The 21631-nt window shown below is 57.3% G+C and carries 26 protein-coding genes; 10 read left to right on the forward strand and 16 right to left on the reverse strand.

What is annotated here, in order from left to right:
• Nucleotides 1–51 precede the first annotated feature (51 nt).
• The 5 genes from C2U68_RS12030 to C2U68_RS12050 form a co-directional block, all read right to left on the reverse strand.
• Nucleotides 52–2685: an EAL domain-containing protein gene (locus C2U68_RS12030; protein WP_140912728.1), complete on the reverse strand. Its 2634-nt coding sequence runs from the start codon at nucleotides 2683–2685 to the stop codon at nucleotides 52–54.
• The gene (locus tag C2U68_RS12035) at nucleotides 2682–3158 is read right to left on the reverse strand and encodes a hydrogenase maturation protease (protein ID WP_260839331.1); all 477 of its coding nucleotides are present in this window, start codon (nucleotides 3156–3158) and stop codon (nucleotides 2682–2684) included. The genes C2U68_RS12030 and C2U68_RS12035 overlap by 4 nt, the downstream gene beginning before the upstream one ends.
• On the reverse strand, nucleotides 3155–4672 hold the full coding sequence (locus C2U68_RS12040) for a nickel-dependent hydrogenase large subunit (protein ID WP_140912729.1): 1518 nt from the start codon (nucleotides 4670–4672) through the stop codon (nucleotides 3155–3157). The genes C2U68_RS12035 and C2U68_RS12040 overlap by 4 nt, the downstream gene beginning before the upstream one ends.
• Nucleotides 4672–5613, reverse strand: coding sequence for an NADH:ubiquinone oxidoreductase (locus C2U68_RS12045; protein WP_140912730.1), 942 nt, complete (start codon nucleotides 5611–5613; stop codon nucleotides 4672–4674). The genes C2U68_RS12040 and C2U68_RS12045 overlap by 1 nt, the downstream gene beginning before the upstream one ends.
• 136 nt (nucleotides 5614–5749) lie before the next feature.
• Nucleotides 5750–6367 carry a hypothetical protein gene (locus C2U68_RS12050; protein WP_140912731.1) on the reverse strand — a complete coding sequence of 206 codons (618 nt, stop codon included), beginning with the start codon at nucleotides 6365–6367 and terminating at the stop codon, nucleotides 5750–5752.
• Between the two features lie 342 nt (nucleotides 6368–6709).
• Between C2U68_RS12050 and ribF the strand changes: the two genes are divergently transcribed.
• Genes ribF through C2U68_RS12065 form a run of 3 tightly spaced genes read left to right on the forward strand, consistent with a single transcriptional unit; the run spans nucleotide 6710 to nucleotide 8723 of the window.
• Nucleotides 6710–7651 carry a bifunctional riboflavin kinase/FAD synthetase gene (gene ribF / locus C2U68_RS12055; RefSeq protein WP_140912732.1) on the forward strand — a complete coding sequence of 314 codons (942 nt, stop codon included), beginning with the start codon at nucleotides 6710–6712 and terminating at the stop codon, nucleotides 7649–7651.
• Nucleotides 7648–7857 carry a DUF1289 domain-containing protein gene (locus C2U68_RS12060; RefSeq protein ID WP_140912733.1) on the forward strand — a complete coding sequence of 70 codons (210 nt, stop codon included), beginning with the start codon at nucleotides 7648–7650 and terminating at the stop codon, nucleotides 7855–7857. Before ribF ends, C2U68_RS12060 begins: the two co-directional genes overlap by 4 nt.
• Nucleotides 7858–7859: 2 nt before the next feature.
• Nucleotides 7860–8723 carry an HDOD domain-containing protein gene (locus C2U68_RS12065; RefSeq protein ID WP_140912734.1) on the forward strand — a complete coding sequence of 288 codons (864 nt, stop codon included), beginning with the start codon at nucleotides 7860–7862 and terminating at the stop codon, nucleotides 8721–8723.
• Here the strand turns inward: C2U68_RS12065 and C2U68_RS12070 are convergent.
• Together C2U68_RS12070 and C2U68_RS12075 are read right to left on the reverse strand one after the other, a co-directional pair.
• Nucleotides 8713–10194 carry a lipopolysaccharide biosynthesis protein gene (locus tag C2U68_RS12070; RefSeq protein WP_140912735.1) on the reverse strand — a complete coding sequence of 494 codons (1482 nt, stop codon included), beginning with the start codon at nucleotides 10192–10194 and terminating at the stop codon, nucleotides 8713–8715. The genes C2U68_RS12065 and C2U68_RS12070 overlap by 11 nt on opposite strands.
• A gap of 55 nt (nucleotides 10195–10249) precedes the next feature.
• Nucleotides 10250–10837, reverse strand: a complete 588-nt coding sequence (locus C2U68_RS12075) for a TetR/AcrR family transcriptional regulator (RefSeq protein WP_140912736.1) — start codon at nucleotides 10835–10837, stop codon at nucleotides 10250–10252.
• Between the two features lie 109 nt (nucleotides 10838–10946).
• Here C2U68_RS12075 and C2U68_RS12080 point away from each other — a divergent pair, with 109 nt between their 5' ends.
• The 4 genes from C2U68_RS12080 to C2U68_RS12095 all read left to right on the forward strand — a co-directional run bounded on the left by C2U68_RS12080 (nucleotide 10947) and on the right by C2U68_RS12095 (nucleotide 12992).
• Nucleotides 10947–11597 carry a glutathione S-transferase family protein gene (locus C2U68_RS12080; protein ID WP_140912737.1) on the forward strand — a complete coding sequence of 217 codons (651 nt, stop codon included), beginning with the start codon at nucleotides 10947–10949 and terminating at the stop codon, nucleotides 11595–11597.
• Between the two features lie 145 nt (nucleotides 11598–11742).
• Nucleotides 11743–12111: an antibiotic biosynthesis monooxygenase gene (locus C2U68_RS12085; protein WP_260839332.1), complete on the forward strand. Its 369-nt coding sequence runs from the start codon at nucleotides 11743–11745 to the stop codon at nucleotides 12109–12111.
• Between the two features lie 39 nt (nucleotides 12112–12150).
• Nucleotides 12151–12450: an antibiotic biosynthesis monooxygenase family protein gene (locus C2U68_RS12090; protein WP_140912738.1), complete on the forward strand. Its 300-nt coding sequence runs from the start codon at nucleotides 12151–12153 to the stop codon at nucleotides 12448–12450.
• Between the two features lie 47 nt (nucleotides 12451–12497).
• Nucleotides 12498–12992 carry a GNAT family N-acetyltransferase gene (locus C2U68_RS12095; protein WP_140912739.1) on the forward strand — a complete coding sequence of 165 codons (495 nt, stop codon included), beginning with the start codon at nucleotides 12498–12500 and terminating at the stop codon, nucleotides 12990–12992.
• Between the two features lie 215 nt (nucleotides 12993–13207).
• Here the strand turns inward: C2U68_RS12095 and C2U68_RS12100 are convergent, their stop codons facing one another.
• Together C2U68_RS12100 and C2U68_RS12105 are read right to left on the reverse strand one after the other, a co-directional pair.
• Complete coding sequence (locus C2U68_RS12100) at nucleotides 13208–14008, reverse strand: LytR/AlgR family response regulator transcription factor (protein WP_140912740.1); 801 nt, start codon at nucleotides 14006–14008, stop codon at nucleotides 13208–13210.
• Nucleotides 14002–15327 (reverse strand): LytS/YhcK type 5TM receptor domain-containing protein, encoded by a 1326-nt coding sequence (locus C2U68_RS12105; RefSeq protein ID WP_140912741.1) that lies wholly within the window; start codon nucleotides 15325–15327, stop codon nucleotides 14002–14004. The genes C2U68_RS12100 and C2U68_RS12105 overlap by 7 nt, the downstream gene beginning before the upstream one ends.
• Nucleotides 15328–15701: 374 nt before the next feature.
• Between C2U68_RS12105 and C2U68_RS12110 the strand changes: the two genes are divergently transcribed.
• A complete protein-coding gene (locus C2U68_RS12110; RefSeq protein WP_186289591.1) occupies nucleotides 15702–16706 on the forward strand; it encodes an exo-beta-1,3-glucanase in 1005 nt (334 codons plus the stop codon).
• 75 nt (nucleotides 16707–16781) lie between these two features.
• Here the strand turns inward: C2U68_RS12110 and C2U68_RS21210 are convergent, their stop codons facing one another.
• Complete coding sequence (locus C2U68_RS21210) at nucleotides 16782–16934, reverse strand: hypothetical protein (protein WP_186289592.1); 153 nt, start codon at nucleotides 16932–16934, stop codon at nucleotides 16782–16784.
• Nucleotides 16935–17215: 281 nt separating this feature from the next.
• Here C2U68_RS21210 and C2U68_RS12115 point away from each other — a divergent pair, with 281 nt between their 5' ends.
• Nucleotides 17216–17947 carry a hypothetical protein gene (locus C2U68_RS12115; protein WP_140912742.1) on the forward strand — a complete coding sequence of 244 codons (732 nt, stop codon included), beginning with the start codon at nucleotides 17216–17218 and terminating at the stop codon, nucleotides 17945–17947.
• Nucleotides 17948–18087: 140 nt separating this feature from the next.
• Entirely contained in the window at nucleotides 18088–18804 is a 717-nt protein-coding gene (locus tag C2U68_RS12120; protein WP_140912743.1) for a YebC/PmpR family DNA-binding transcriptional regulator, read from the forward strand.
• A 3-nt stretch (nucleotides 18805–18807) separates the two neighbouring features.
• Here the strand turns inward: C2U68_RS12120 and C2U68_RS12125 are convergent, their stop codons facing one another.
• The 6 genes from C2U68_RS12125 to C2U68_RS21220 form a co-directional block, all read right to left on the reverse strand.
• Nucleotides 18808–19398, reverse strand: coding sequence for a TIGR00730 family Rossman fold protein (locus C2U68_RS12125; RefSeq protein ID WP_140912744.1), 591 nt, complete (start codon nucleotides 19396–19398; stop codon nucleotides 18808–18810).
• Between the two features lie 94 nt (nucleotides 19399–19492).
• Nucleotides 19493–19636 carry a hypothetical protein gene (locus tag C2U68_RS21215; protein WP_186289593.1) on the reverse strand — a complete coding sequence of 48 codons (144 nt, stop codon included), beginning with the start codon at nucleotides 19634–19636 and terminating at the stop codon, nucleotides 19493–19495.
• Nucleotides 19637–19741: 105 nt separating this feature from the next.
• Nucleotides 19742–20209, reverse strand: a complete 468-nt coding sequence (locus C2U68_RS12130) for a CBS domain-containing protein (protein ID WP_140912745.1) — start codon at nucleotides 20207–20209, stop codon at nucleotides 19742–19744.
• A gap of 77 nt (nucleotides 20210–20286) precedes the next feature.
• Nucleotides 20287–20808 (reverse strand): M48 family metallopeptidase, encoded by a 522-nt coding sequence (locus C2U68_RS12135; protein WP_140912746.1) that lies wholly within the window; start codon nucleotides 20806–20808, stop codon nucleotides 20287–20289.
• 35 nt (nucleotides 20809–20843) lie between these two features.
• On the reverse strand, nucleotides 20844–21116 hold the full coding sequence (locus C2U68_RS12140) for a DUF5710 domain-containing protein (RefSeq protein WP_140912747.1): 273 nt from the start codon (nucleotides 21114–21116) through the stop codon (nucleotides 20844–20846).
• Nucleotides 21117–21243: 127 nt separating this feature from the next.
• Nucleotides 21244–21399, reverse strand: a complete 156-nt coding sequence (locus C2U68_RS21220; RefSeq protein ID WP_186289594.1) for a hypothetical protein — start codon at nucleotides 21397–21399, stop codon at nucleotides 21244–21246.
• Between the last annotated feature and the right edge of the window lie 232 nt (nucleotides 21400–21631).

Consider the following 21631-nt stretch of genomic DNA (forward strand, 5'->3'; position numbering starts at 1 on the left):
CTCTTTTTGTCGCCCCCCAACCTTGCCGAAACGGCCTCGCCTTGCACCGCGTCACGGCTTCTGCCGATACAACAACCGATTGAAATGATCGGCGTCCAGCGGCGGACTGAATAAATAGCCTTGTACTTCGTCGCAGGCCAAATCCTTTAGAAACGCCAATTGCTCGTCGGTTTCCACCCCTTCCGCCAACACCGTAAGCCGCAGACTATGGCCCAAAGCCAATATTGAACGGGTAATCGCGCTGTCGTTGGCGTCCTGGGGGATATCCATCACGAAGGAGCGATCGATCTTCAATTTGTCTACCGGTAAACGCTTCAAATAACTCAGCGAAGACTGGCCGGTACCGAAATCGTCGATCGCCAATGCCACGCCCAGGCCGCGCAACGCCTCCATGACCCGGATGTTGCGCTGCGCCTGACGCATGATGTAAGTCTCGGTAATCTCCAGCTCCAGATAGTGCGGCGATAAGCCGGTTTCCGCCAAAACCCGGCCCACCATTTCCAACACATCGCTGCGTTCGATTTGCGCACCCGACAAATTGACCGCCATCCGCTTGAAGCTAGTGCCGCCCTCGATCCAGGTCCGGGCTTGGCGGCAGGCTGTGCGCAACACAAACTCCCCGATCGGGACGATTAAATCGGAATCTTCCGCAATGACGATAAACTTGTCCGGCGGGATCATGCCCCGCTCCCGATGCCGCCAGCGCACTAAGGCTTCCGCCCCGATCAGCGCGCCGTCCGCCAGCGCATACTGCGGCTGGTAGTGCACCTCCAGTTCGCCGCGTTCCAAGGCATCGCGCAATTCGCCCTCCAGAAACAAGCGCTCTTTGGCCCGCTCGGTCAAATGCGATTCGAAAAACTGAAAATTGCCGCGCCCGCGTTCTTTCGCTTGATACATGGCCAGATCGGCATGCTTGACCAAGGTGGTGTAGTCATCGCCGTGGCCCGGAAACAGGCTGATGCCGATCGAGGTGCCGATTTCCAACTTATGGCCTTGTACCAAAAACGGTTGCGCCAGCGCCTGCAACACCTTGCCGGCGACAATTTCGGTATCGCCCAAGCTGGGATTGTTATCCAACAGGATGATGAACTCGTCGCCGCCCAAACGCGCCACGGTGTCGCCTTGACGCAAACTATCCTTCAAACGCTGGCCGGCCATCCGCAGCACCTCGTCGCCGACCGGGTGTCCCAGGCTGTCGTTGACGTGTTTGAATCGGTCCAAGTCCAGGAACAGCAATGCCAGGGATTGTTTGCTGCGGCGGGCGACCGCCAAGCCATGTTCGCAACGCTCGCGAAAAAACTGGCGGTTGGGTAAATCGGTCAACGCGTCGTAATAGGCCAGATAATGGATGTGTTCCGCGTTCTGCTTTTGTTCGCTGAGATCGTAAAACACACTGATGTAACGAATCACCCGGCCGTCGCTATCGCGTACCGAAGAAATGTTCTGCCACAGCGGGATCAACGCGCCGTCCTTGCGCCTGTCCCAAATCTCGCCTTGCCATTTCCCTTCCCGCCGCAACGAAGTCCATAGATTTTGGTAAAACTGCTTGTTATGGCGGCCGGACTTCAGCACATTCAGCTTGCGACCGATCACTTCCTCCGGCGCATAACCCATAACGCTACTAAAGACTTGGTTGATCTTCAGAATCTGGGCCTTGGCATCGGTAATCAGAATTGCATTCAGACTGTTATCGAACACGCTGGCCGCCAGGCGCAATTGCTCGTCGACCAATTGTTGATCGGTAATGTCCTGCACGGTACCGACCGAACGCAACGGCCGGCCCTCGGCGGAGTAATAATTCTGGGCGCGAACGTGCACCCATTTGACGCGGCCGTCGGCAAACCTTAAGCGGTACTCGATATCGTAGGGCACCAGATTGTCGACGGATGCTTTAAAAACCCGGTCGACTTGCTCGCGGTCATCCGGATGCACCAAGGCCAAAAACGCCTCATAACTCGGCGGAGGCTCCGCCGGTTCCACTTCGAAAATCGGAAAAACCTCGTCCGACCATGCTAAGCGGCCACTGGCCAAATCGAGTTCCCAATGGCCCAGCTGCGCAATGTGCTGCGCTTCTTTCAACAAGCTCTCGCTGCGGCGCAGACGCTCTTCCTGTTGCTTCAATTCGGTAACGTCGGTGGCACAAATCACCGCCCCCTCTTCCTTGCCTTGCGGGTTGTGTAGCAAAACCCCTTTCAGCCAGTAGTGGCGAAAACTTCCGTCGCCGCTGCGCAAGCGGTGTTCCGCGGCATAAACGCCGCGGCTGCGCACCATCTCGTACAACGGCGAGTAAATCGGCCAGGGCACCTGCCCAAGCTCGGCCTGCAAATGTTGCACCTCGACCGGATGCAGCCAGCCGTCCGCCACGCCTTGATGCAAAACCAGTTCCGAATCCGCCAATTCCTGGGCGCAGAGCTGGTTGATCTGACTCACCTTTCCCTCCGGGCCGAGAACGATCATCAGCGCTCCGGTACTATCCATTACCCGCTCGATAAAATCGCTTTGGTGGCGGTATAGCCGATTGGCTTCGCGCAAGGCATTACTTTGCGACTCCAAGGCTTTTAACATCGCGTCGGTATGCTCGGCATCCTGGCTCATCTGCTGCTCCAACGCCGCATTGGCCAGCCTTAAAGCGGTTACTTCGGTCCGTAACCGTTCCAATTCCTGCTTCAGCTCCGCCTCAGTCATGTCGATTCGATCTCGAAATACCCGCGCAGCAAGTCCACCGTCCGCTCGACCGCCAGGGCGACCGGCGCCGACAAACCGGGCCGGAACGAGACCACGCTGGCGGCTTCCGCAGTGACGACGCGTAAGGCGGGAGGCGCCTCGGGCAATGCTGCGAGAGCCCGCAACAGAAAGCCGACACCGTGGCCGTGGCCGACCGTTGTTGGTTCCGTAGCGATTGCTGACGCCGGCAATTCACGCAGCCTGCCGGGTTGGCCGGCCGGGGCCGAAGCGTCGACAATCACCGCTTCGCAGCAATCCTGAAACAGGACCAGCGCGGAAAGGCCCGGCGTACCGACATCGAACAAGCGCAGATCGCCGGGCTGCGGCAACTCGGCCAAGCGGCGATAGACGGCCGGCCCGAAGCCGTCGTCGCCATGCAGGGGATTTCCGAAACACAGAATATGCCGCACGCCGCCGGAGCCCCGCTTGATCAAGGCGCAAAATGGCGCTTTTTGCCGGTATCCAGCATATGCACGGTACAGACCAGGCAGGGATCGTGAGAACGAATGATGTGGCCGATTTCTATCGGGTCCTCCGGATCCTGTACTGCGACGCCGACCAAACTTTGCTCCCAATGGCCCGGCAGGCCGTTACTGTCGCGCGGCGACGCGTTCCATGCGGTGGGCGTGACGATTTGATAGCGGGCAATCGCGCCGTCCTTGATCTTTACCCAGTGCCCCAAGGCACCACGCGCGGCCATGATCAGACCAAAACCCTCGCCGTCGACCTCGGCCGACTTGCCCGGGTTGAAGATATGCGGTTGGGAAAAATCGACGCTCAATTCGTCCAGCATCCGCCGAGCGCAAATCAGTTCGTAGGCGATGCGCCGTACCCTGGCGAATTGCCGGAGCCAGGCATTGCCGCCTTCCAACGCGTGCAAAGACTCGATCAAGGCATCGCCCCCAATCAATAATTCGGCCAACGGTCCGGTCTGAACCGCCCTATCGCCGTAACGCGGCGCCTTCGCCCAGGTGTAGCGGTCGCTATTGGGTTGGAAATCGGGAATGGTTTCGCCGTTTGACGGATGCAATCCGCCTGGGTAAGGCTTGAACCAGGAGTGTCGCACATGTTCGTTAATCATCTGCTGATCCAACGGCGCAATCTGGCCGCTATCGCCGTCGAAAAACCCTCCCGGCACCAGCCGGTCCTGCGGCTGCTCCGGATCGCACCAGGCGCCGTAACTCAGCATATGCGGCGTGCCGGCCGCCATGCGTTGCAAGCCGAGCCCACGTGCACTGCGGCTCAGCAAGCCGAGCGCACTGGCAGCATGGGCCGGGGTTTCCAGCCAGCTGAAATAGGCATCGGCACTGTCCAGCGCCAACCAATCGTCGAGCCCAGCGCCGATAACGGTCTGCTCGTACCAACGCTGAATCTCATCCAATACCGCCCGGCAGGCAATAATTCGGCGCAGGTCTGGCGGAGTGGTGACGCCGCCCGGCAACATGTAAGAAGAATGCGGCCATTGCCCGCCGAATTGGGCGACGATCTCGACCGCCTTGCGGCTCAGCGCCAGCGTCTGCCGGTAAACCGAGCCGCGAAACGGCTCGAAGGCATCCATCAGCTCGGCAAACCAAGGCCGGTCACTATAGCGGGGGTTGCAGAAGTCCGGAGTAAAGAATAGAAAGGTCTGACGCAGATCGTTCTGTATGCCTTCCGCGATCAGGCATAGATTGCGGATGCGCACCGCGTTGGCCGGCACCGGCAACTGCCAGGCCTGCTCCAGCGCCAAAACCGCCGAATACAGATGCGCCGTGCCGCAAATACCGCAGACGCGGGGAGTGATGACCAAACCGTCGCGCGGCGCCCGACCCAACATGATCTGCTCGAAGCCGCGGTAAAGAGTGCCAACCGTGCGCGCCTGGCTGACGACGCCATCCTCCAACTCGACAGCGATTTCCAGATCGCCCTCGACTCGATTCAAACTCAGGTTCAGTTCAACCTTGGCCATCAGACATCCATTTCTTTGTTGCGCACCCGCGCCGGTGCCGCGGCTCGGGCCAGATTCTTATAGGCCATATAACGGGAGCGCTCGACCCCCAACGGCAATTGGACCGGGATCTCGCCGACTTTCGGCGTGGCGAACAGATCGGCGTCGCGCGGAAAACTCGGCGAGGTACAGCCGAAACAAGGCACACCGGCCCGCGTTTTACTGCTCACGCCATTCCACAGATCGCTATTGCATACCGCCTGCGTCATCGGCCCCTGGCAACCCAGATTGAAAAACAGACAGGCGCGACCGCCCGGCTCCAGTTCTTCAATGTCGTATTCATGGTATTCGTTACGGGTACAGCCCTGATGCACCACGGTATTGAAGAAGGCCTGCGGCCGATTCAACTCGTCCAACGGTAACGACCAGCCGGCCGCCAAGCCGGCCAGGGTCTGCGTCATCGTGTGCGGATGCGCCGGACAACCGGCGACATTGACGACCGGCAGGCCGCGCCGCGACCGCCATTCCGGCGGCAGCAAACCGCCCGGCCGGTCGCGGTCGAATTGCAAGCCGACGCAGTCGCCGGGATTGGGCGCGGCGGCATGGACGCCGCCAAACGCGGCGCAGGTTCCCATCGCCACCACAACCCCGGCCCGCTGCGCCAACTCGCGCACCATGTCCATTTTCGCCGTGCCGCGGTAACTGTCGTACAAGCCGGTGCCGCGCGGGGCTGTGACGATACTGCCTTCCACGCATAAAATATCCAGCGCTTGCTCGTCGACGACGATGCTCCGATAGAGCTCGTCGTGCTGGCGCATCGGCTGATGGGACAGCGAGGGATGCCAAAGCATGTCGATGCCGCAGTCTGACAGCAAGTGCTCCAAACTTGGCGCCTCTGCCGACAGAATAGTTAAAGATTCACCGCCGCAGGCGCCGGTTTGTAGCCAGAATAAGGTAGCCATAGGTGTTCCTCGAGCCCGGGTTTCAAGACTTAATCTTAATCAAACAATAATTTAAGCGCCAATCGAAACGCAAAACCGGCCGTCAAAACTTGGCGATGCGGCAAACGGGTTTGGGCTTAAGCCTTTTGCGCCGGGACTAACCTTTCAACACCCAGGGAAAATACGTCAGCACCAATTCGGCGATGGTTTTGTTCAACTCGGCATTCTGGGCGTTGACGTATTCCACTTTCTCGTAGAGTTTCAACGAATCGCCAACCGCCGGCATACTGAATTCGCACATCGTAAACAGCGAATAACACCAGGCGTAAATCACCGGGATATTGGACTTCAGGTGTTTTTGGGTTTCTTGTTGCAACCATTTAATCTGGTCGGTTTTGCTTTGCTGGGTATCGATGATTTCGATGGTAATGTCGGGGAACTCTTTCAGGGCTCTGGCCTTGATGGCTTTGTCTTCTGCAATGTGCTTGTTGTCGAACACATTCAGCGTCATACCCTTTCTATCGACGATATTCGGGATGTCGCCGTGGCGTCCGGAACACACCTTGAAATTCTTGTGGCCTTGGGAGCGCAACAACGCGACCAGCGGCAACCAGGAGTTTTCGCCGGTTATCGTCACCGACAGGTAAAGCTGGCCGACCTGGACCCAGGGACAATCTTCGTCTTTGACCTCGCCCGATAACAGATTCTTACTGACCACGCTCGGCTTTGCGGTCGAGTTGTGGTTGTACAAGGTATTGGTCGGTTTAGTCGCCATCCGGAAGTCCGTAGCAAGATCGATTTGGATTTTTCAAGTGTAGTCGGACAAATCCGAAAATCCATCCGCGACCAAGTCCAGACAGGGTTGACCAGGGCCTTGCAGCGGGGATACCGAGAGTAGCCAAATAGATAAAACCAAGCCAGCTTTGAAGCGCTCCATAGCTTGAACGTCCGATATTTGACCGCGCGCACCCAATATGGGCTCAGGCTGCCTATACTGGGTGCAGTTTCCGCAGCCGCGTATTGTCAGACCGGCGATGCCGCGCGCTCCGGAACCGGTGCCTGTAGGCCTGTGTCTGCGCATACTGGTAGAATTGGCGTTTTTAACTCGTTTGCGATCATGCGTCTAATCCGAGGCCTAAATCATCTGGAGCCGTTACGCAACGGCTGCGTATTGACGATCGGCAACTTCGACGGCCTGCATCTGGGCCACCAACTGGTCATCACCAAACTGGCCGAACACGGCCGCCGGCTGAATTTGCCGACCGTGGCGATGGTGTTCGAACCGCAACCGCTGGAATATTTTTTGGCCGATCACGCGCCGTCGCGTCTGACTCGCTTGCGCGAAAAAGCCATTCAATTCGCCAAGTTGCCGATCGACGAATTACTGGTGATGCCGTTCAACCGCAGCCTGGCCGATTACGACGCCGAGCAATTCATCGCCGACATCCTGGTACGGCGGCTGAACGTCAAACACTTGGTAATCGGCGACGATTTTCATTTCGGCAAGGCCCGGCGCGGCAACTTCGCGCTATTACAGCACCGCGGCGAAACTTACGGGTTTAGCGTGGAGGATAGCCACTCCTTCGAATTGGCGGGGTCACGGGTCAGCAGCACTTTAATCCGCGACGCGTTGGGAGAAGGCGATCTGGCTCAGGCCAAATCGATGCTGGGCCGGGATTACTCGGTCTGCGGCCGGGTCGCTCACGGCGACAAACGCGGCCGCGAGCTGGGGTTCCCGACCGCCAATGTGCGGATGCAACGCAAGAACACGCCGATTGTCGGCGTCTACGCGGTGACGATGACCGGGCTGGACAACGCCGAATATCGGGGAGTCGCTAACGTCGGCTCGCGGCCAACCGTCGATGGCGGCTCCAAAGTGGTACTGGAGACACATTTATTCGATTTCAACCAGGATATTTACGGCCAATACGTCGAAGTGCATTTCAAGCACCAACTGCGCGACGAAACCCGCTTTGCTTCGCTCGATCAACTAAAGCAGCAGATCGGTCTCGATGTGACAGCAGCCAAACAGTTTTTCGAAAACACCGATAATAGATGACCGACGATTCGTTTGTCCGCTCGCCCTGTATCCGCAATTGTTGCCTGGACGACAACGATATTTGCCTGGGCTGCTTTCGCTCGCTGGATGAAATCCGTTCGTGGAGCAGTTCTGACAACCCTACCCGCGAACAAATTTTGCGCAACGCCGAACAGCGGCGCCAATCGTATCCGCAAGCTTCTTTTTTTCGGCCTAAGGACCGGTAACAATGACGAATACTACCGAAGACGAATTGGTCCGTAAGGCCTTAAAAAACATCAAAATCCCTCCGGCCCCGCACGTGCTGGACAAACTGCATAAAGAACTGCAGAAAGACGATCCGGAACTGGACGCCATCGCCGAGATTCTGGCTCAGGATGTCGGTTTGTCGGCGCTGGTACTGCGTAGTGTGAATTCGCCGTATTTCGGTTTGCGCACCAAAGCAGTATCGATTCAGCATGCTACCTCGTTGCTCGGCCTGCGCAATATCGTCAATATCGTCGCCGGCCTGGCTTTGCGACGAGTGTTCGAAGAAAACGAAGGCGCCAATCCGCCGAATTTTTGGGATTCGCCGCTAAACGTGGCAATGGCTGCGACCGCCATCGCCCGCGCCGTGTTTTATCCGCGCCCGGACGAAGCCTATATGCTGGGCTTGTTCCACAACGCCGGCCACCCGCTGCTGACCCAGCATTTCGCCGGGTATGCCGAGTTCATGTCGCAGCATATCAATACGCCGGAACAGTCGATTTGCACTGCGGAAGACCGCCAATACCAGGTTGAACATGCCGTGCTGGGCTATTTTCTGGCGCGTGCCTGGGGCTTGGAGAAGCGCATCGCCAACGTGATTCGCGACCACCACCAAGTTAAGTCGCGCTTCTCCGCGCGCGATCGCGGCGACGCCAGCGAGCTCAGTTTGTTGGCCATCCTGAAAATGGCCGAACATATCGATAAATTGTTTTGGGGCTATCAACCGGATTACGAATGGCTGGAAATCCAGGACTTGGTGTTGAATTTTGTCGGCTTAAGCGAGAAAGACTTCGCCGATCTGCACCAGGACATTGCCGACAACGTGCTGGGCGGCTTCACCCGTTAATCCGACGCTTGCCCAGTACCGGCCGCAGGTCCAGCCAGTACGCCAGCGCCAGATAAATCAGCATACCCAAACTGCCGCAAAGCCAAACATCCCATTGGTATTGCGCCACCGCGTAACGGTCGGCGCCATACAGGCCCAGCCCCAACGCAAAGTAAAACCCGATCTTGAGCAACGGGTAATCGACCGGATAGTAAATCCGGCCCAAGCCCCAGGACAACGACACCATAAATCCATAACAAACCAGCGTGGCCCAGGCGGCACCAACGTAGCCGTACTCCGGAATCAGCAGGATATTCAACGCCACTGTGACGCCGGCACCGGCCAGCGCCACCCAGGCGCCGAGGCCGGTGCGGTCGCTCAGTTTGTACCAGACCGACAAGTTGACGTAGATGCCGAGCAGCAAATTCGCGATCAACAAGATCGGCACCACGGCCAGCCCATGGCGAAATTCGGCGCCGATGAAATATTGGAACAGGTCGATGAACAAGGCCACCAGCAAAAAGATCGACACGCCGGCAATCACGAAATATTTCATCACCAAGGCATAGGCGCGTTTAGCGTCGTCCCGGCCGGCATAAGAAAAGAAAAACGGCTCGCCGGCATAACGGAAGGCTTGCACGAACAAGGTCATCAGAATCGATAACTTGTAACAGGCGCCGTAAATGCCCAACTGTTGCAGATTGGTTTGCAGATCGTACGGCAACAGCAGCTTCAAAATCGCCCGGTCCAGCATTTCGTTGACCATGCCGGCCAGACCGATCACGATCATCGGCAGCGAGTAGCGCAGCACCGGCGCCAATACCGCCCGCTCCAAAACAAACGGCACGGCGCGGAACTGCGGCAGCAGCAGCAGCAATTTAGCGGCGCTGGCCACCAGATTGGCGATAAAGATGTAACCGACGCCGACTTGTGGGTCGTAGTAACGGCCGATCATGCTATCCGGCCAAATTGCCGCCAGTTTGGGCCAGAGCAGTAACAGCAATAAATTCAAACCGATGGCGATCAGAATCTCGGCCATTTTGATGCAGGCAAAGCGCCAGGCCCGATTCTCGGCCCGCAGCTTGGCGAACGGCAAAGCCGACAAGGCGTCCAGCGCCAGTATCCAGGCAAACCAGAGCGGATATTCCGGATGCTGCGGGTATTGCAACCAGGCCGCCAAATCGTCCCGCCATAACCAGACGCCGCCGGCAAAAGCCAAATTGGCGAGCAGCAACAGGCTCAGCGCGTTGCGGTAAACCCGTTCGTCGGCGAATTCCGGCCGCTGCCGAAAGCGGAAATAGCCGGTTTCCAGGCCCAATACCAGCAGCACGGCGACAAAGCCGGCATAGGCGTAGAACTCCGAGACGACGCCGTATTCGCCGGTGCTGAAGGTATAGGTATAAAGCGGCACCAACAGGTAATTCAGGAAGCGGCCGAGGATACTGCTCAGGCCGTAAACGGCGGTTTGGGATACGAGTTGGCGTAATGACATGGATCGATAGTGTCGACGAAAGCCGCGGTGCGGCCGGTGGAGCTATTGTATGCGGTTAAGCCGGTGCGGCGGGACCGGACTGCGCGCAGGCATGTTCGATCAAGATCTCGGCGGCTTCGCGAGCGGCGCGCATCGGCGCCGAACCGCGCTGCATCTGTTCCCGCACCAGTGCACCGGCAATCAGCATCGATAAATGTTTGGACAAATTATCCGGATCGCGAGCGCCGGCCTCGGCGGCCAGCGTCGCCAGCAAGCGGCGAAAACCTTCGGAGAACTCGGCAGCCGCCAGTTGCACCGGGCTGCCGGCCTCGGCGAATTCGGCCGAGGCATTGATGAACGGGCAGCCGCGAAAGGCCGGGCTGGCTTGCAGCCGTTCGAACACGTCGAATACGGCCAGCAGCTTTCGCTGCGGATCGTCGCCGGCTTGGGCCAGTTCCGCTTCGATAACCTCCTGTAAATTGGCCCGGCTTTTAGTCAAATGCGCGACCACCAAGTCGTCCTTGGACGGAAAATATTTATACAGGCTCATCTTGGTGGTGCCTGCGGCCTTGACGATGGCATCGACGCCAGTGGTTTTTATCCCTTGGCTGTAAAACAGTTCCGAAGCGACGTCGAGGATATGTTGCTGAAGATTACGGGCCATACGCAGATATTTGCAAAAACGGAGTTGCAACTATACCGACCGGTCTGTATTATTGCAACAGACTGACCGGTCTGTTCTGAAAACACTTTTACTTGATGGAGATCATTCGATGATTACTTTATACGGCATAGCAATCAGCAACTATTACAACAAAGTCAAACTGGCGTTGATGGAAAAGGAAATCGCCTTCGTCGAGGAAGCCTTACGCCCGAGCCAAACCGAAGCGGTGTTGAAACGCTCGCCGCTGGGCAAGGTTCCGTTCATCAAAACCGCAGAGGGCTATTTGTCGGAATCGCAGGCGATTTTGGAATACCTGGAAGACGCGTTTCCGCAACATCCGCTGTATCCGGCAAACGGATTCGAACGCGCTAAATGCCGGGAGTTTATCCAGCACATCGAGCTGAACGTGGAACTGATTGCCCGCCGTCTGTATGCGGAAGCGCTATTCGGCGGCAGCGTGTCGCAGGAGACCAAGGATGAAGTCCGGCAAAAACTCGACACCGGTTTGGCCGGCTTGGCCAAAATGTTGAAACTAGCGCCTTACGCGCTGGGCGATTCGTTCACCGCTGCGGATGTCGTCGCCTGGCCGCATTTGCAACTGGTCGGCTTCGCCACCCAAAAGATTTACGGCGAAAACCTGGTCAACAGCCACATTCCGGGCATCGAGAGCTATATGCAACTGATCGAAAGCCGGCCTCACGCGCAAATCGTAGCCGCCGACCGCGCTGCAGCGCTGGCGGCGTTTTTCGGCAATCAGTAACCGGCCTTTAGCCGCTGGCTTCGAGCGCTTCGAATCCGGCGGCGCAAGCCAGTTGCGCTGTTTTGCGTAGCCTTCTCCAGTCAAATTCCACTAAAAATCGCAAATGTGAATTGCGATGGCAAGCCTGCAACCGCTAGCGGAGGTAATGAACTACGTTGAAAAGAAAAGCTCGCTCAGCACACGCGACTTTTTCTGTATCATCATCCGGACCACAACCCACCAAATCGCCAGTATGCAGTATGTTTTGATTATTCACGAGGTCGAGTCTTATCCGGCATGGAAGACCATTTTCGACCAAGCGGCGGGCATCAGAAAAAGTGCCGGCGAAATCAGTTACCAATTGCTACGCTATGACGAGGATGCGAACAACATCGTCCATTTTTCGCAGTGGTCTTGTTTGGAAAAGGCCCGCCGCTTTTTCGAATCGGCGGAACTGCTGGAAATCCGCAAGCGCGCCGGAGTGAAAGCGCCCAATTTTATTTATTTGCACGAGCTAGAACGTTGTACGCTGTAGCACCGCGCTTTACCGCCGCGATTCGCTTTTGGAGTTCGTATGCTTGAAGTGGCCATTCTCGATATTATTCCGGGCAAAGAGACCGATTTCGAGGCGGCATTTGCGGTCGCATCGGCCATCATTGCCAATAGCCCGGGCTATATCTCGCACCAACTGCAACGCTGCGTAGAAAATGAGAGCCGCTATATTCTGTTGGTGAACTGGCAAACCCTGGAAGCGCATACCATCGGCTTTCGTTCGTCGCCCGAATATCGGGAATGGGCAAGGTTACTACACCATTTTTACAGTCCATTTCCAACAGTGGAGCACTACCAACTGGTTCTTCAACCAGGAAGCTAACCTAGCGCCCAATTATCCCTTCACTCACTCCAGGCAACCCAACCCAGATGCAGATCCGAGAAGCCGAAATATCCGATGCCGCAACCCTGTTGCGCTTGTTCAACCAACTCGATGCCGAAACCGATTTCATGCTGTTCGAACCCGGCGAACGCCAAACCACCGAGTCCGAACAACAGGCGATCATCGCGGCGTTTGCCCAAAGCGAGCGGCGTTTTATGTACGTCGCCGAAACGGCAGGCGACATAATCGGTTTTTGCGTGCTGGTGGGCAATCAACAGCGGCGGAACGCACATACGGCATCGCTGGTGATCGGCGTGGTCAAGTCGCATTGGCGGCACGGTGTCGGCGCGAAGCTGTTGGAAGCCGTGATCGGCAAAGCCGATACGGCCGGAATCGAACGCATAGAACTAACCGTGCGCACCGACAACCAGGCTGCGCTGGCGCTGTATCAAAAGCTCGGGTTCGCGATCGAGGGCGAAAGAATGGGTTCGCTTAACATCGGCGGCAACAGGGTTGACGAATTCTATATGGCCAGGGTTTGACGATGCGTTGTTTAGGATCATCGGCCTAAGCCGACCGGAACCACAGGAATTGCGTTTGGAATGGGCGAAATAGCCTACGCGCCAAGAATGCGACCTTATCCCGTATAGCAGCAGATTGACCCGGCGCCGAATTAGGGCCGGCCAAAACACTATCGCTAGCCGCTAGCCGGGCACTGTAGCCGACGGGCGCCAAGCCAGCTTTCGTCCGGACCGGATCAATAAACCGACCCGGCATCCATTTTCTCGCGTAACGCGTCCAGATATTCCGGACCCACCGCGAGTTCGTGCCCGGAATCCTTCAGCGCGACCTTGTAGACTTCGTTCTCGCCCGGCCGCGGCCGCAAGCTGCGGATCTGGCGGATATTCACCAAGTGGCTGCGATGAATCTGCACCAAGCCCAGTCCGGGGTATTTGTGCTCCCACTCCTTTAGTGCGCCGTAAACGCCGTCCAGAGCCGTGCCGTTACTGAGCTGGATACGCAAACTGTTGGCGGCGTTATTTTTGGCGACAAATACGATTTCCTGCGGATCGACGTATTCGACATGGGTTTCGCGCTCGTCGAAGCGGTTGACGATGCGGTGGCGGATTTTGATTCGCTGCGGCAAGGCTGCGCCAGCGACTGCGGTCTGCACCGCCTGGCGCCGAATCCAGTTCAAGGCTTCGTCGACCTTGGCATCGTCCAGCGGTTTCAACAAATAATGGGCCGGATGCAGCCGGTGCGCCTCTACCGCGGTCTGCGGATGACCGGTGATGAAGACGATCCACGGCGCGGCCGGCAAGCTGTTGATGGCGTAAGCCAGGTCCAGCCCGGCGCGCTCGCCTTCGGTCTGAATGTGGATATCCAGAAACACGCCACTGATATTCCTATCGGCTTGCAAAGCCGCCCAGGCGTCCCGTGCGCCGGCCGCCTCGGCCACCGGTTCGAAATCCGGATGCCGGCGGCGCAAAATATCTTTCAGTTCGTCGCGGGCCAGATATTCGTCGTCGACGAGCAATATGCGTTGTTTGGCTACCATGTTGTGGTCCTCTTCGGAATGGTCAAAACGACTTCGGTACCGTGACCCGGCCAACTATTGATGACCAGACAGGATTGGCGCGGAAAGGCCAGCTTCAGGCTGCGCTTCAGTTGATACAGGCCGCTACCGTTGCCGGCCGCGGATTCCACCGGCCGGTTGCCCAATTCTTTCAAGCGCGGGTCAGCAATGCCGCAACCGGTATCGCTGACCCGCAAGGTCAGGGTTGCGCCGTGGTCGACGCCGATGATGTCGATTTTCAACGGCCGGTTTTGGCCTTGCATCCCGTGCAACAGTGCATTCTCGGCCAAGGTTTGCAAACAACGTGGCGGTAGTTGGCATTGCAGCAGTTGCGGCGAGATATTGCGTTGGAATTGAAACGCGTCCGGAAAGCGCAGACGCTGGAAATCCAGGTAACGTTCGACTTGGGTAATTTCCTGTTGCAGCGAGATCGAATTGGCGCCGGTGTTGGTGCGGGTATCGTCCAGAAAACGCGCCAGTTTGACGACGTACTGCGCCGCGGCGTCGGGATCGCGCCGAATCAAGGCCTTGATCGCATTCAACGTGTTGTTCATGAAATGCGGTTCAATTTGCGCGTTCAAGGCCCGCAGTTCGGCTTGGCGCGCCTGATTGACCAAGCGGTCGCGCTCCAGATCCTGCATCACAAACAAGAACGACAACAAGCCGAAGGTATTGACCACCGCCACCGGCAGCGCGGTCTCCACCACCAGCGCCAGCGCGTCGGCCATCGGCGTTACCAGCGCCAACAAAACCGCTTTTTGCATCAGAGTACCGAGCAAGGCGATGAATGCCGCACCGCGCAAACGTTTGGCCAGGATCGGCCACCAGCGTACCGCCAACCCGGCCCAAACGCCCTGCAGCAGTGTCGCCACGGCGCTGGCTTCGCCGGCGAAACCGCCTAACAGGTAACGCTCGCCGCCCGCGGCGAGACCGGCGCCGAAGCCGATCCAGGGTCCGCCGGTGATGCCGGCCGCCAGCACCATCAAATCGCGAAACCCGATCACGGCCTGCGAATGTTTCAATGCATCCGACAAGTCCGCCGGCCAGGCGATGCGCTTGCCCAATTGGTGAATGTCCAACAAAAACCCGCTATGGGTGCCGATCATCGCAAAGATGCCGAAAAACGCCGAACACACCAAACGGTTGCGCCACAGGTAGCTGTCGCCGCGCAAGGCCTGCCTGAGCCAGTCGATCCGAATCGATACGTGGGCTGCAATCAACACCACGCACACCCGTTGGGACAGTTGCGCGGTATTGTCCAGCCAGTGGAACAGCATCTCGTTAGCGATGGGGTAGTGCATGGCGTGTCCTTGTTTTGCTTATTTCCGACTATTCCGTTCCGGCCATCCGCTAACGTAGCGGCAGTTGGCCAAAATCGGGTACGACTTCAACAAACCCGGCTTAACGCCAGATTAAAACCGGACTGACATTTATCTTCCGCCGCCGGCAAGGCCGTTGCCGGATTTCGCCACCGTTTCCCGGCGTTTGAACATCGATTGCCGCCTTTTCGTTCAGCCGGGCTGGCGCTTGGCTGCCGATGCTAAATACTGCCGGCGCGGCTGAAGCAAAACACCGGGTACTCGACAACACCGGCAAACCCAGGTTGAAAAACGACGAACCATCCGCCGCTCGCGGCAACCGCGGCCGTAACATAACAACCCATATCGGAGGCACCATGAAACGCTCATTAGTTTTGTTGCTCTTGCAACTGTTTCTCGCCGACTACGCGCAAGCCCAGGCTTCCCAGCCGCCGCCGGAGCAAGTGCAATTCGGCCGGGAGACACTGCAATGCGCTGCGTTCAGCCCTTACGTCGGCAGCCTGACGCCGGAGCACGGTCCGCCGCCGTCCCGGCAATTGATAGACGGTCTGCTCGACCAGCTTATCGAGCAAACCCCATTTCGCTGCATCATGACTTACGGCGTCATCAATGGCCTCGGCGAAGTATTCGCCTCGGCCCAAACCCGCCATCTTAAAGTCATCGCCATCGTCTGGCTGGACAAGGATATAGCGATGAATACCCGCTCCATCGCCGCCGGCATCGAAACGGCCAAATCCTACCCGGAGACGATTATCGCTATGAGCTGCGGCTCGGAAGTCCGCACCCGCCACGGCAACCGTTTCGACGGCGAAATCTTGCGCTGCATAGACAGTTTGCGCCGGGCCGGGGTCCGCCAGCCGCTCACAACCATCGACACCTGGTGGGAATGGTGCGACCGCAGCCTGACCTGCCGGCCTACCTTGTTTGCCGACAAGGTGGACTGGATAGGCACCAATATTTTTCCGTGGTGGGAGAATAAATTTTCGCCGATTCACTCCTGCACGACCGCGGAACAAGCCGCCGATTTCCATATAGCCCGGGTTGAGGATCTACGCCGGACCTATCCCGGCAAAGACGTGGTGATTACCGAATTCGGCTGGCCGAACGGCCCGGAAGGCGGCTCGGAAACCAATCGCCACACCGGCCAACGCTGCGGGATCGCCAACTCGGAAAATCAGGCCTTGGTGGTGCGTTCCACCTTCGAAAAACTGGCGGAACGGGGGTGGTCCGGCGTCGTGTTCGAAGCCTTCTCCGAAAACTGGAAACCGGGCAGCGAAGGGATTTTCGGTAGTTTTTGGGGGCTATGCCAAGGCCTGGAACCTTATTCCTGCCTGCAACCGTTCGCCGGCAACGAACATTGAAGCAACAGGCTACTCAAGCAACGGTGGGGAACAAGCCCCACCGTTGCCGGCAAACTCGATGGGCTTGTGTACAGATCAGCAACGAAACTCCGGCAAAAATACCGATTTTGCTTTCCAGTTATCGCTCCAGCGTTTGTAAGCCTCCTTGGCGGAATGGCCGGCGCCGATCGCCAGCGGGCAAGAACAAACCCAGATATGTTTGATCAACTTCATCTTCGGTTTAGTCATGAGCGGATACTCCGTGTTGTTTGCAATTGGTTCGGGCGGCATTCTGGCCGCACTGCCTTACAAATTGCTTAACGAACCGACGCTTCAACGTGACTCAGGTCCGCTACCGGCACCAATATCAAGCCACTTTCACAGTCACGCGACATGCAATATTTTTTGTTTTACTTCGACTAGATAGCAAAAATTTGACGGACTTATAACGCTAGAGTAGATTGCAAAAGCCTTCGCCTCAAAAGCTTACGCTGTTTCGCTCAGAGGCTCTCAACTACACAGGAGGTTTTATGCATTGCTTTGCCCGACTGCGCACTATCGCCGCCACACTCGCCTTGATTTTAATGACTCAACCGACGCTGGCCGGCACCATCCTGTCGCCGATTGCGGTGATCAACAATACGATAGGCAATTACAAAGGCATCGCGGGGTTTCCGGCCAATACCGACGAGACGCCGATGTTCAACCAATCAGGCCTTTCGCTGAGCTTCACCAGCGGTGCCACGGATTTCGCCGCATACATCGCCTCGAATCCAACCCATATCGGCGGCACGCCGGAAATCGGCAACGGCTGGATCAGCCCGGCTTATTGCCCGTGCACTGGCATTCTGGATTTCGACTTAGGCGCCAACTACAGCATCAAACAGATGGCATTATGGAACATGGCTGCCAACAGCGGCGCCAATGTGGCGGAAATCAGCCTGTATAGCTCGACGACCGTCGATTTCGCCAACCCCACTGCTGTAGGTTCATTTACCAATCCGGAAATGCCGGACGATAACCGGCCGCGCGCGCCCTATCAGGCAACGGTATTCGACCTGGACGACCTGGACGACTCGGTCGGCCGCTACGTCAGATTGCAGATCCATACCTATTACGACGCTTACCTGGTTTCGGAAATCGGCGAAATCGCATTCGACGTCAGCGCCGTACCGCTACCGCCGATGCTATGGCTGTTTGCCGCCGCCTGCTTCGGCATCCTTAGCGCCGGCAGGCCACAGCGAACCGCGCTACCGAGTTAGCTCGCTACGAAATCCGGCGCCCTGAATCGCTCGAAGCGGCGCCGGTACCCGAGGAAATGCCCGCTGACGGTTCCCCTCATTAAAAACTGCCTGTAAAATCGGCCGACTTCATTACCGCGATTTCCGGGAGCAGCGCACTCATGGGCAGAGCCTATCAAAACCGAAAAGTATCGATGGCCAAAACGGCCGACGCCAAAACCAAGGTCTACAGCAAATACGGCCGGGAAATCTATGTGGTCGCCAAGTCCGGCGGCGTCGACCCGGCCGGCAATCTGACCTTGCGCGGCCTGATCGACCGAGCCAAGAAGGACCAAGTACCGTCCCACGTGATTGATAAGGCGCTGGACAAGGCCAAGGGCGCCGGCGGCGAGGATTTCGCCCCGGCGCGTTACGAAGGCTTCGGTCCCGGCGGCTGCATGGTCATCGTCGACTGCCTGACCGACAACCCGAACCGCACCTTCAACGACGTCCGCCTGTGTTTCACCAAAACCAAGGCCAAGATCGGCACGCCGGGTACGGTCGGCCACATGTTCGACCACTCGGCGATTCTGGCGTTCAAACACGACGACGAAGACGCGGTGCTGGAGGCCTTGCTGAATGCCGACGTCGACATCACTGACATGGAAAACGACAACGGCAAGCTCACCGTTTTCACGCCGCATTCGGATTATTTCAAGGCCAAACAAGCCCTGTTGGACCTGCTGGGAGAGATCGACTTCGAAGCCGACGAGATTCAGTTTTTACCGAAAGGATCGACACCGATCAGCGGAGATGACATAGCGATGTTCGAAAAATTTCTGGATATGTTGAACGATCTGGACGACGTCCAAAACGTCTACCACGACGCCGAGTACTAAAGTTCAAGTCTGACTACGATCCAGCCAATGCTCGACCGCCGGCGCCCGGTAGCCGGCGTAGCGATCCAGCAGAGCCGCCGGCTCGGATTCCACCATTAACATCGCCCGCTGCTGCGGTTTGACGAATTGTTCGGCAGTAACATGATCCAGGAATCGAATCAACGTATCGTAATAACCACCGATATTCAGCACGCCGCAGGGTTTGTCGTGGAAGCCGAGCTGAGCCCAGGTCCAGATTTCGAACAGTTCTTCCAGGGTACCGATACCGCCGGGCAACGCGATAAAACCGTCAGCCAACTCGGCCATCCGCATTTTGCGTTCGTGCATTGATGCGGTGACGTGCAACTCGGTCAAATCGGGATGAGCCACTTCCTTGGTCGCCAGGGCCTGCGGAATTACGCCAACCACACGGCCGCCAAGTTCTAATACCCGATCCGCGACCACTCCCATCACGCCGATACCGGCGCCACCGTAAACCAAACGCAAATCGCGCTCGACCAAGGCTTCGGCCAGTCGCCGGGCGCCGGCGGCGTAAATTTCGCTACGGCCCGGACTCGAACCGCAGTAAACACAGATACTGCGTATGGCAGCCATTTTTCAAATCCCAAAAGATTGTTCGGTGCAAAAAGGCAGCGATTGCCGATAGATTGCTTCCGCCCCGCCTGGCCGGCTGTTGGACTGAAAGCGCTCAGTCGCCGCGGTCGGAATCCGCCGACGAATCGCCGTCAGACTTATCGCCGTCGCGGTTTTCCTTGGCCAAAACCTTGGTCGCAAAAAACAAACCTCCGACCAAGGCCAGCACCATTACCACCTCTAGCAACATTCTCATCATAACGGCGACCTCTTGGCTGAAGTTGGCGTAACGGCATCCGGGCGGATGCTGCAGCCGACGTTTTAGACCTCGGTCAGGCCGCTGTCAACCATGCCGCCGTCAGGGTTAAGCGCCGGTTTTGCCTTGCTTCAAGTCATTTTCCAATTGTTCGTGCGCCCGCTCCAACTTGGCGAATACCCGCAAAATGTCGGTGGCGGAGAGGATGCCGACCAATTTGTCTTTTTCGACGACGGGCAATGCGCCGATGCGGTGATCGGCCATCATCGCCGCCGCGGCCGAAGCCGGCGTTTCCGGCGTCACAGTGTAGACACCGCGGTGCATGATGTGCACGACTTTCTGCGAGACCACGTGCAACTGGGTATTGTCCTTGCTGGCTTCGACTGCGTTGGAATTGCTTTTCGGGCCCAAGGCCTTATACAAATCGCGGTCAGAGACGATACCGACCAGTTTGCCTTTCTCGACCACCGGCAGATGGCGGATTTTTTCGTAGTGGATCAGAAAAAACACCCGATCGATCAAGTCGTAGGGTTCTACGGTAAACACCTTGGTGGTCATCAATTCCGAAACTAGCATGTTCTTCTCCGCTACAGGTTCAATCCTTTAAAAAGGATCCGGTTATTGGCTAATGGTCCGAGCATCGGCGGCAAAAATCAAGCGCCGCATTCCGGCAAGTACAAGGGGCCGATTACATCCAGATGTGTCAGATATAAACGCATATCGAACTCCATCTGCCGGTGACCCGGTTGAATATGTTCGCACAGCTGGTAAAACGCTTTGTTGTGTTGTTTTTCGCGCAAATGGGCTAATTCGTGGACAACGACCGTATCCAGCACCGGCAGCGGCGCAGTTTTAAATACCGACCCGATGCGGATCTCTGTTTTGGATTTCAATCGTCCGCCCTGTACCCGCGAAACAGTGGCGTGCAAGCCCAAAGCCTGGTGTTCGATATCGATTTTGTCGTCGTATACGATCTTGCCGAGGGGCGGGGATTGGCGCAGGAAGCGGTTTTTCAAATCCATCACATACGCATACAGCGCTTTGTCGGATTTGATGTCGTGGGCCAGCGGATATTTTTGCAACAGAATTGCAGTCATGCGACCGCTATCGAGCAAACGGCCGACTTGATCCAGGACGTCGGCCGGATAGCCGGCCAAGTATTTCAGCGGCGGCATAAGCTTGTAGCCGCCGTTATCGGAATCCGCACCGGTCAGTCCCAGGGCGGTTCATCACCGTCGTAAGCGACGAAGTTGCTATCGGCCGGTTGGGTGATATTTGGCGCCAGTGCCGAAACGGGCGCGACGGAACCGGTCTCGGCAGCGCCAGCTTGCGCGGATGCCAGCCACTGACCAAACGGCTCCAGGTCCTTACCGGCCGGGACGTACCATTTTTTGTTAGCGGCATCCCACCGCGCCCCAAGCGCTTTCGCGGCGTCCTTTTGCGCGTAAGGCACATTCAAATAGGTTTTTGCGGCCGTGGTCATACGATGCGCGGCGAAGTCGAAGTCTCAATCATGCCGGCATTGTAAATGATTGGCCGCACCAGCCAAACCGTCAATCTTCGGCTAAACGCAATCCTTTCCGTCCGCGGCCGGCGCCGGACGCAAGCAATCAGTTTTCCCGATTCTTCCGGTTTATGTTGATGTTGCTGGCAAAGGTGGTCGTAGCGAACAATAGCGACGAAATAATAAACTCGCCGGATAAGAAGCCGACGATTCCGGTGATGAAGGCCAAACCGTTCAAAAGATCTTTTTGTGCGTTAGTCATGGTCTACTCCAATAGTCAAACCCATGGCTAGACTATAGGGGCGACCCATTTAATTAACAATGCCGCAAATAATGCACACATTGTTTCTCAAAATCACACAAAAGACAGCAAGCGAGCTCCAAGGCCCCGGCGCTCACTCCCGGGGCCGCTTGGGATTTCGCATCTTCGGGGTTTGGCCGCTGATCTCAAAGGGGGCGGCGAAAACGACTGCCGGACATTTAGCCTGGTGCCT

The sequence above is a fragment of the Methylomonas koyamae genome (assembly GCF_006483455.1).
GTDB lineage: Bacteria > Pseudomonadota > Gammaproteobacteria > Methylococcales > Methylomonadaceae > Methylomonas > Methylomonas koyamae_B.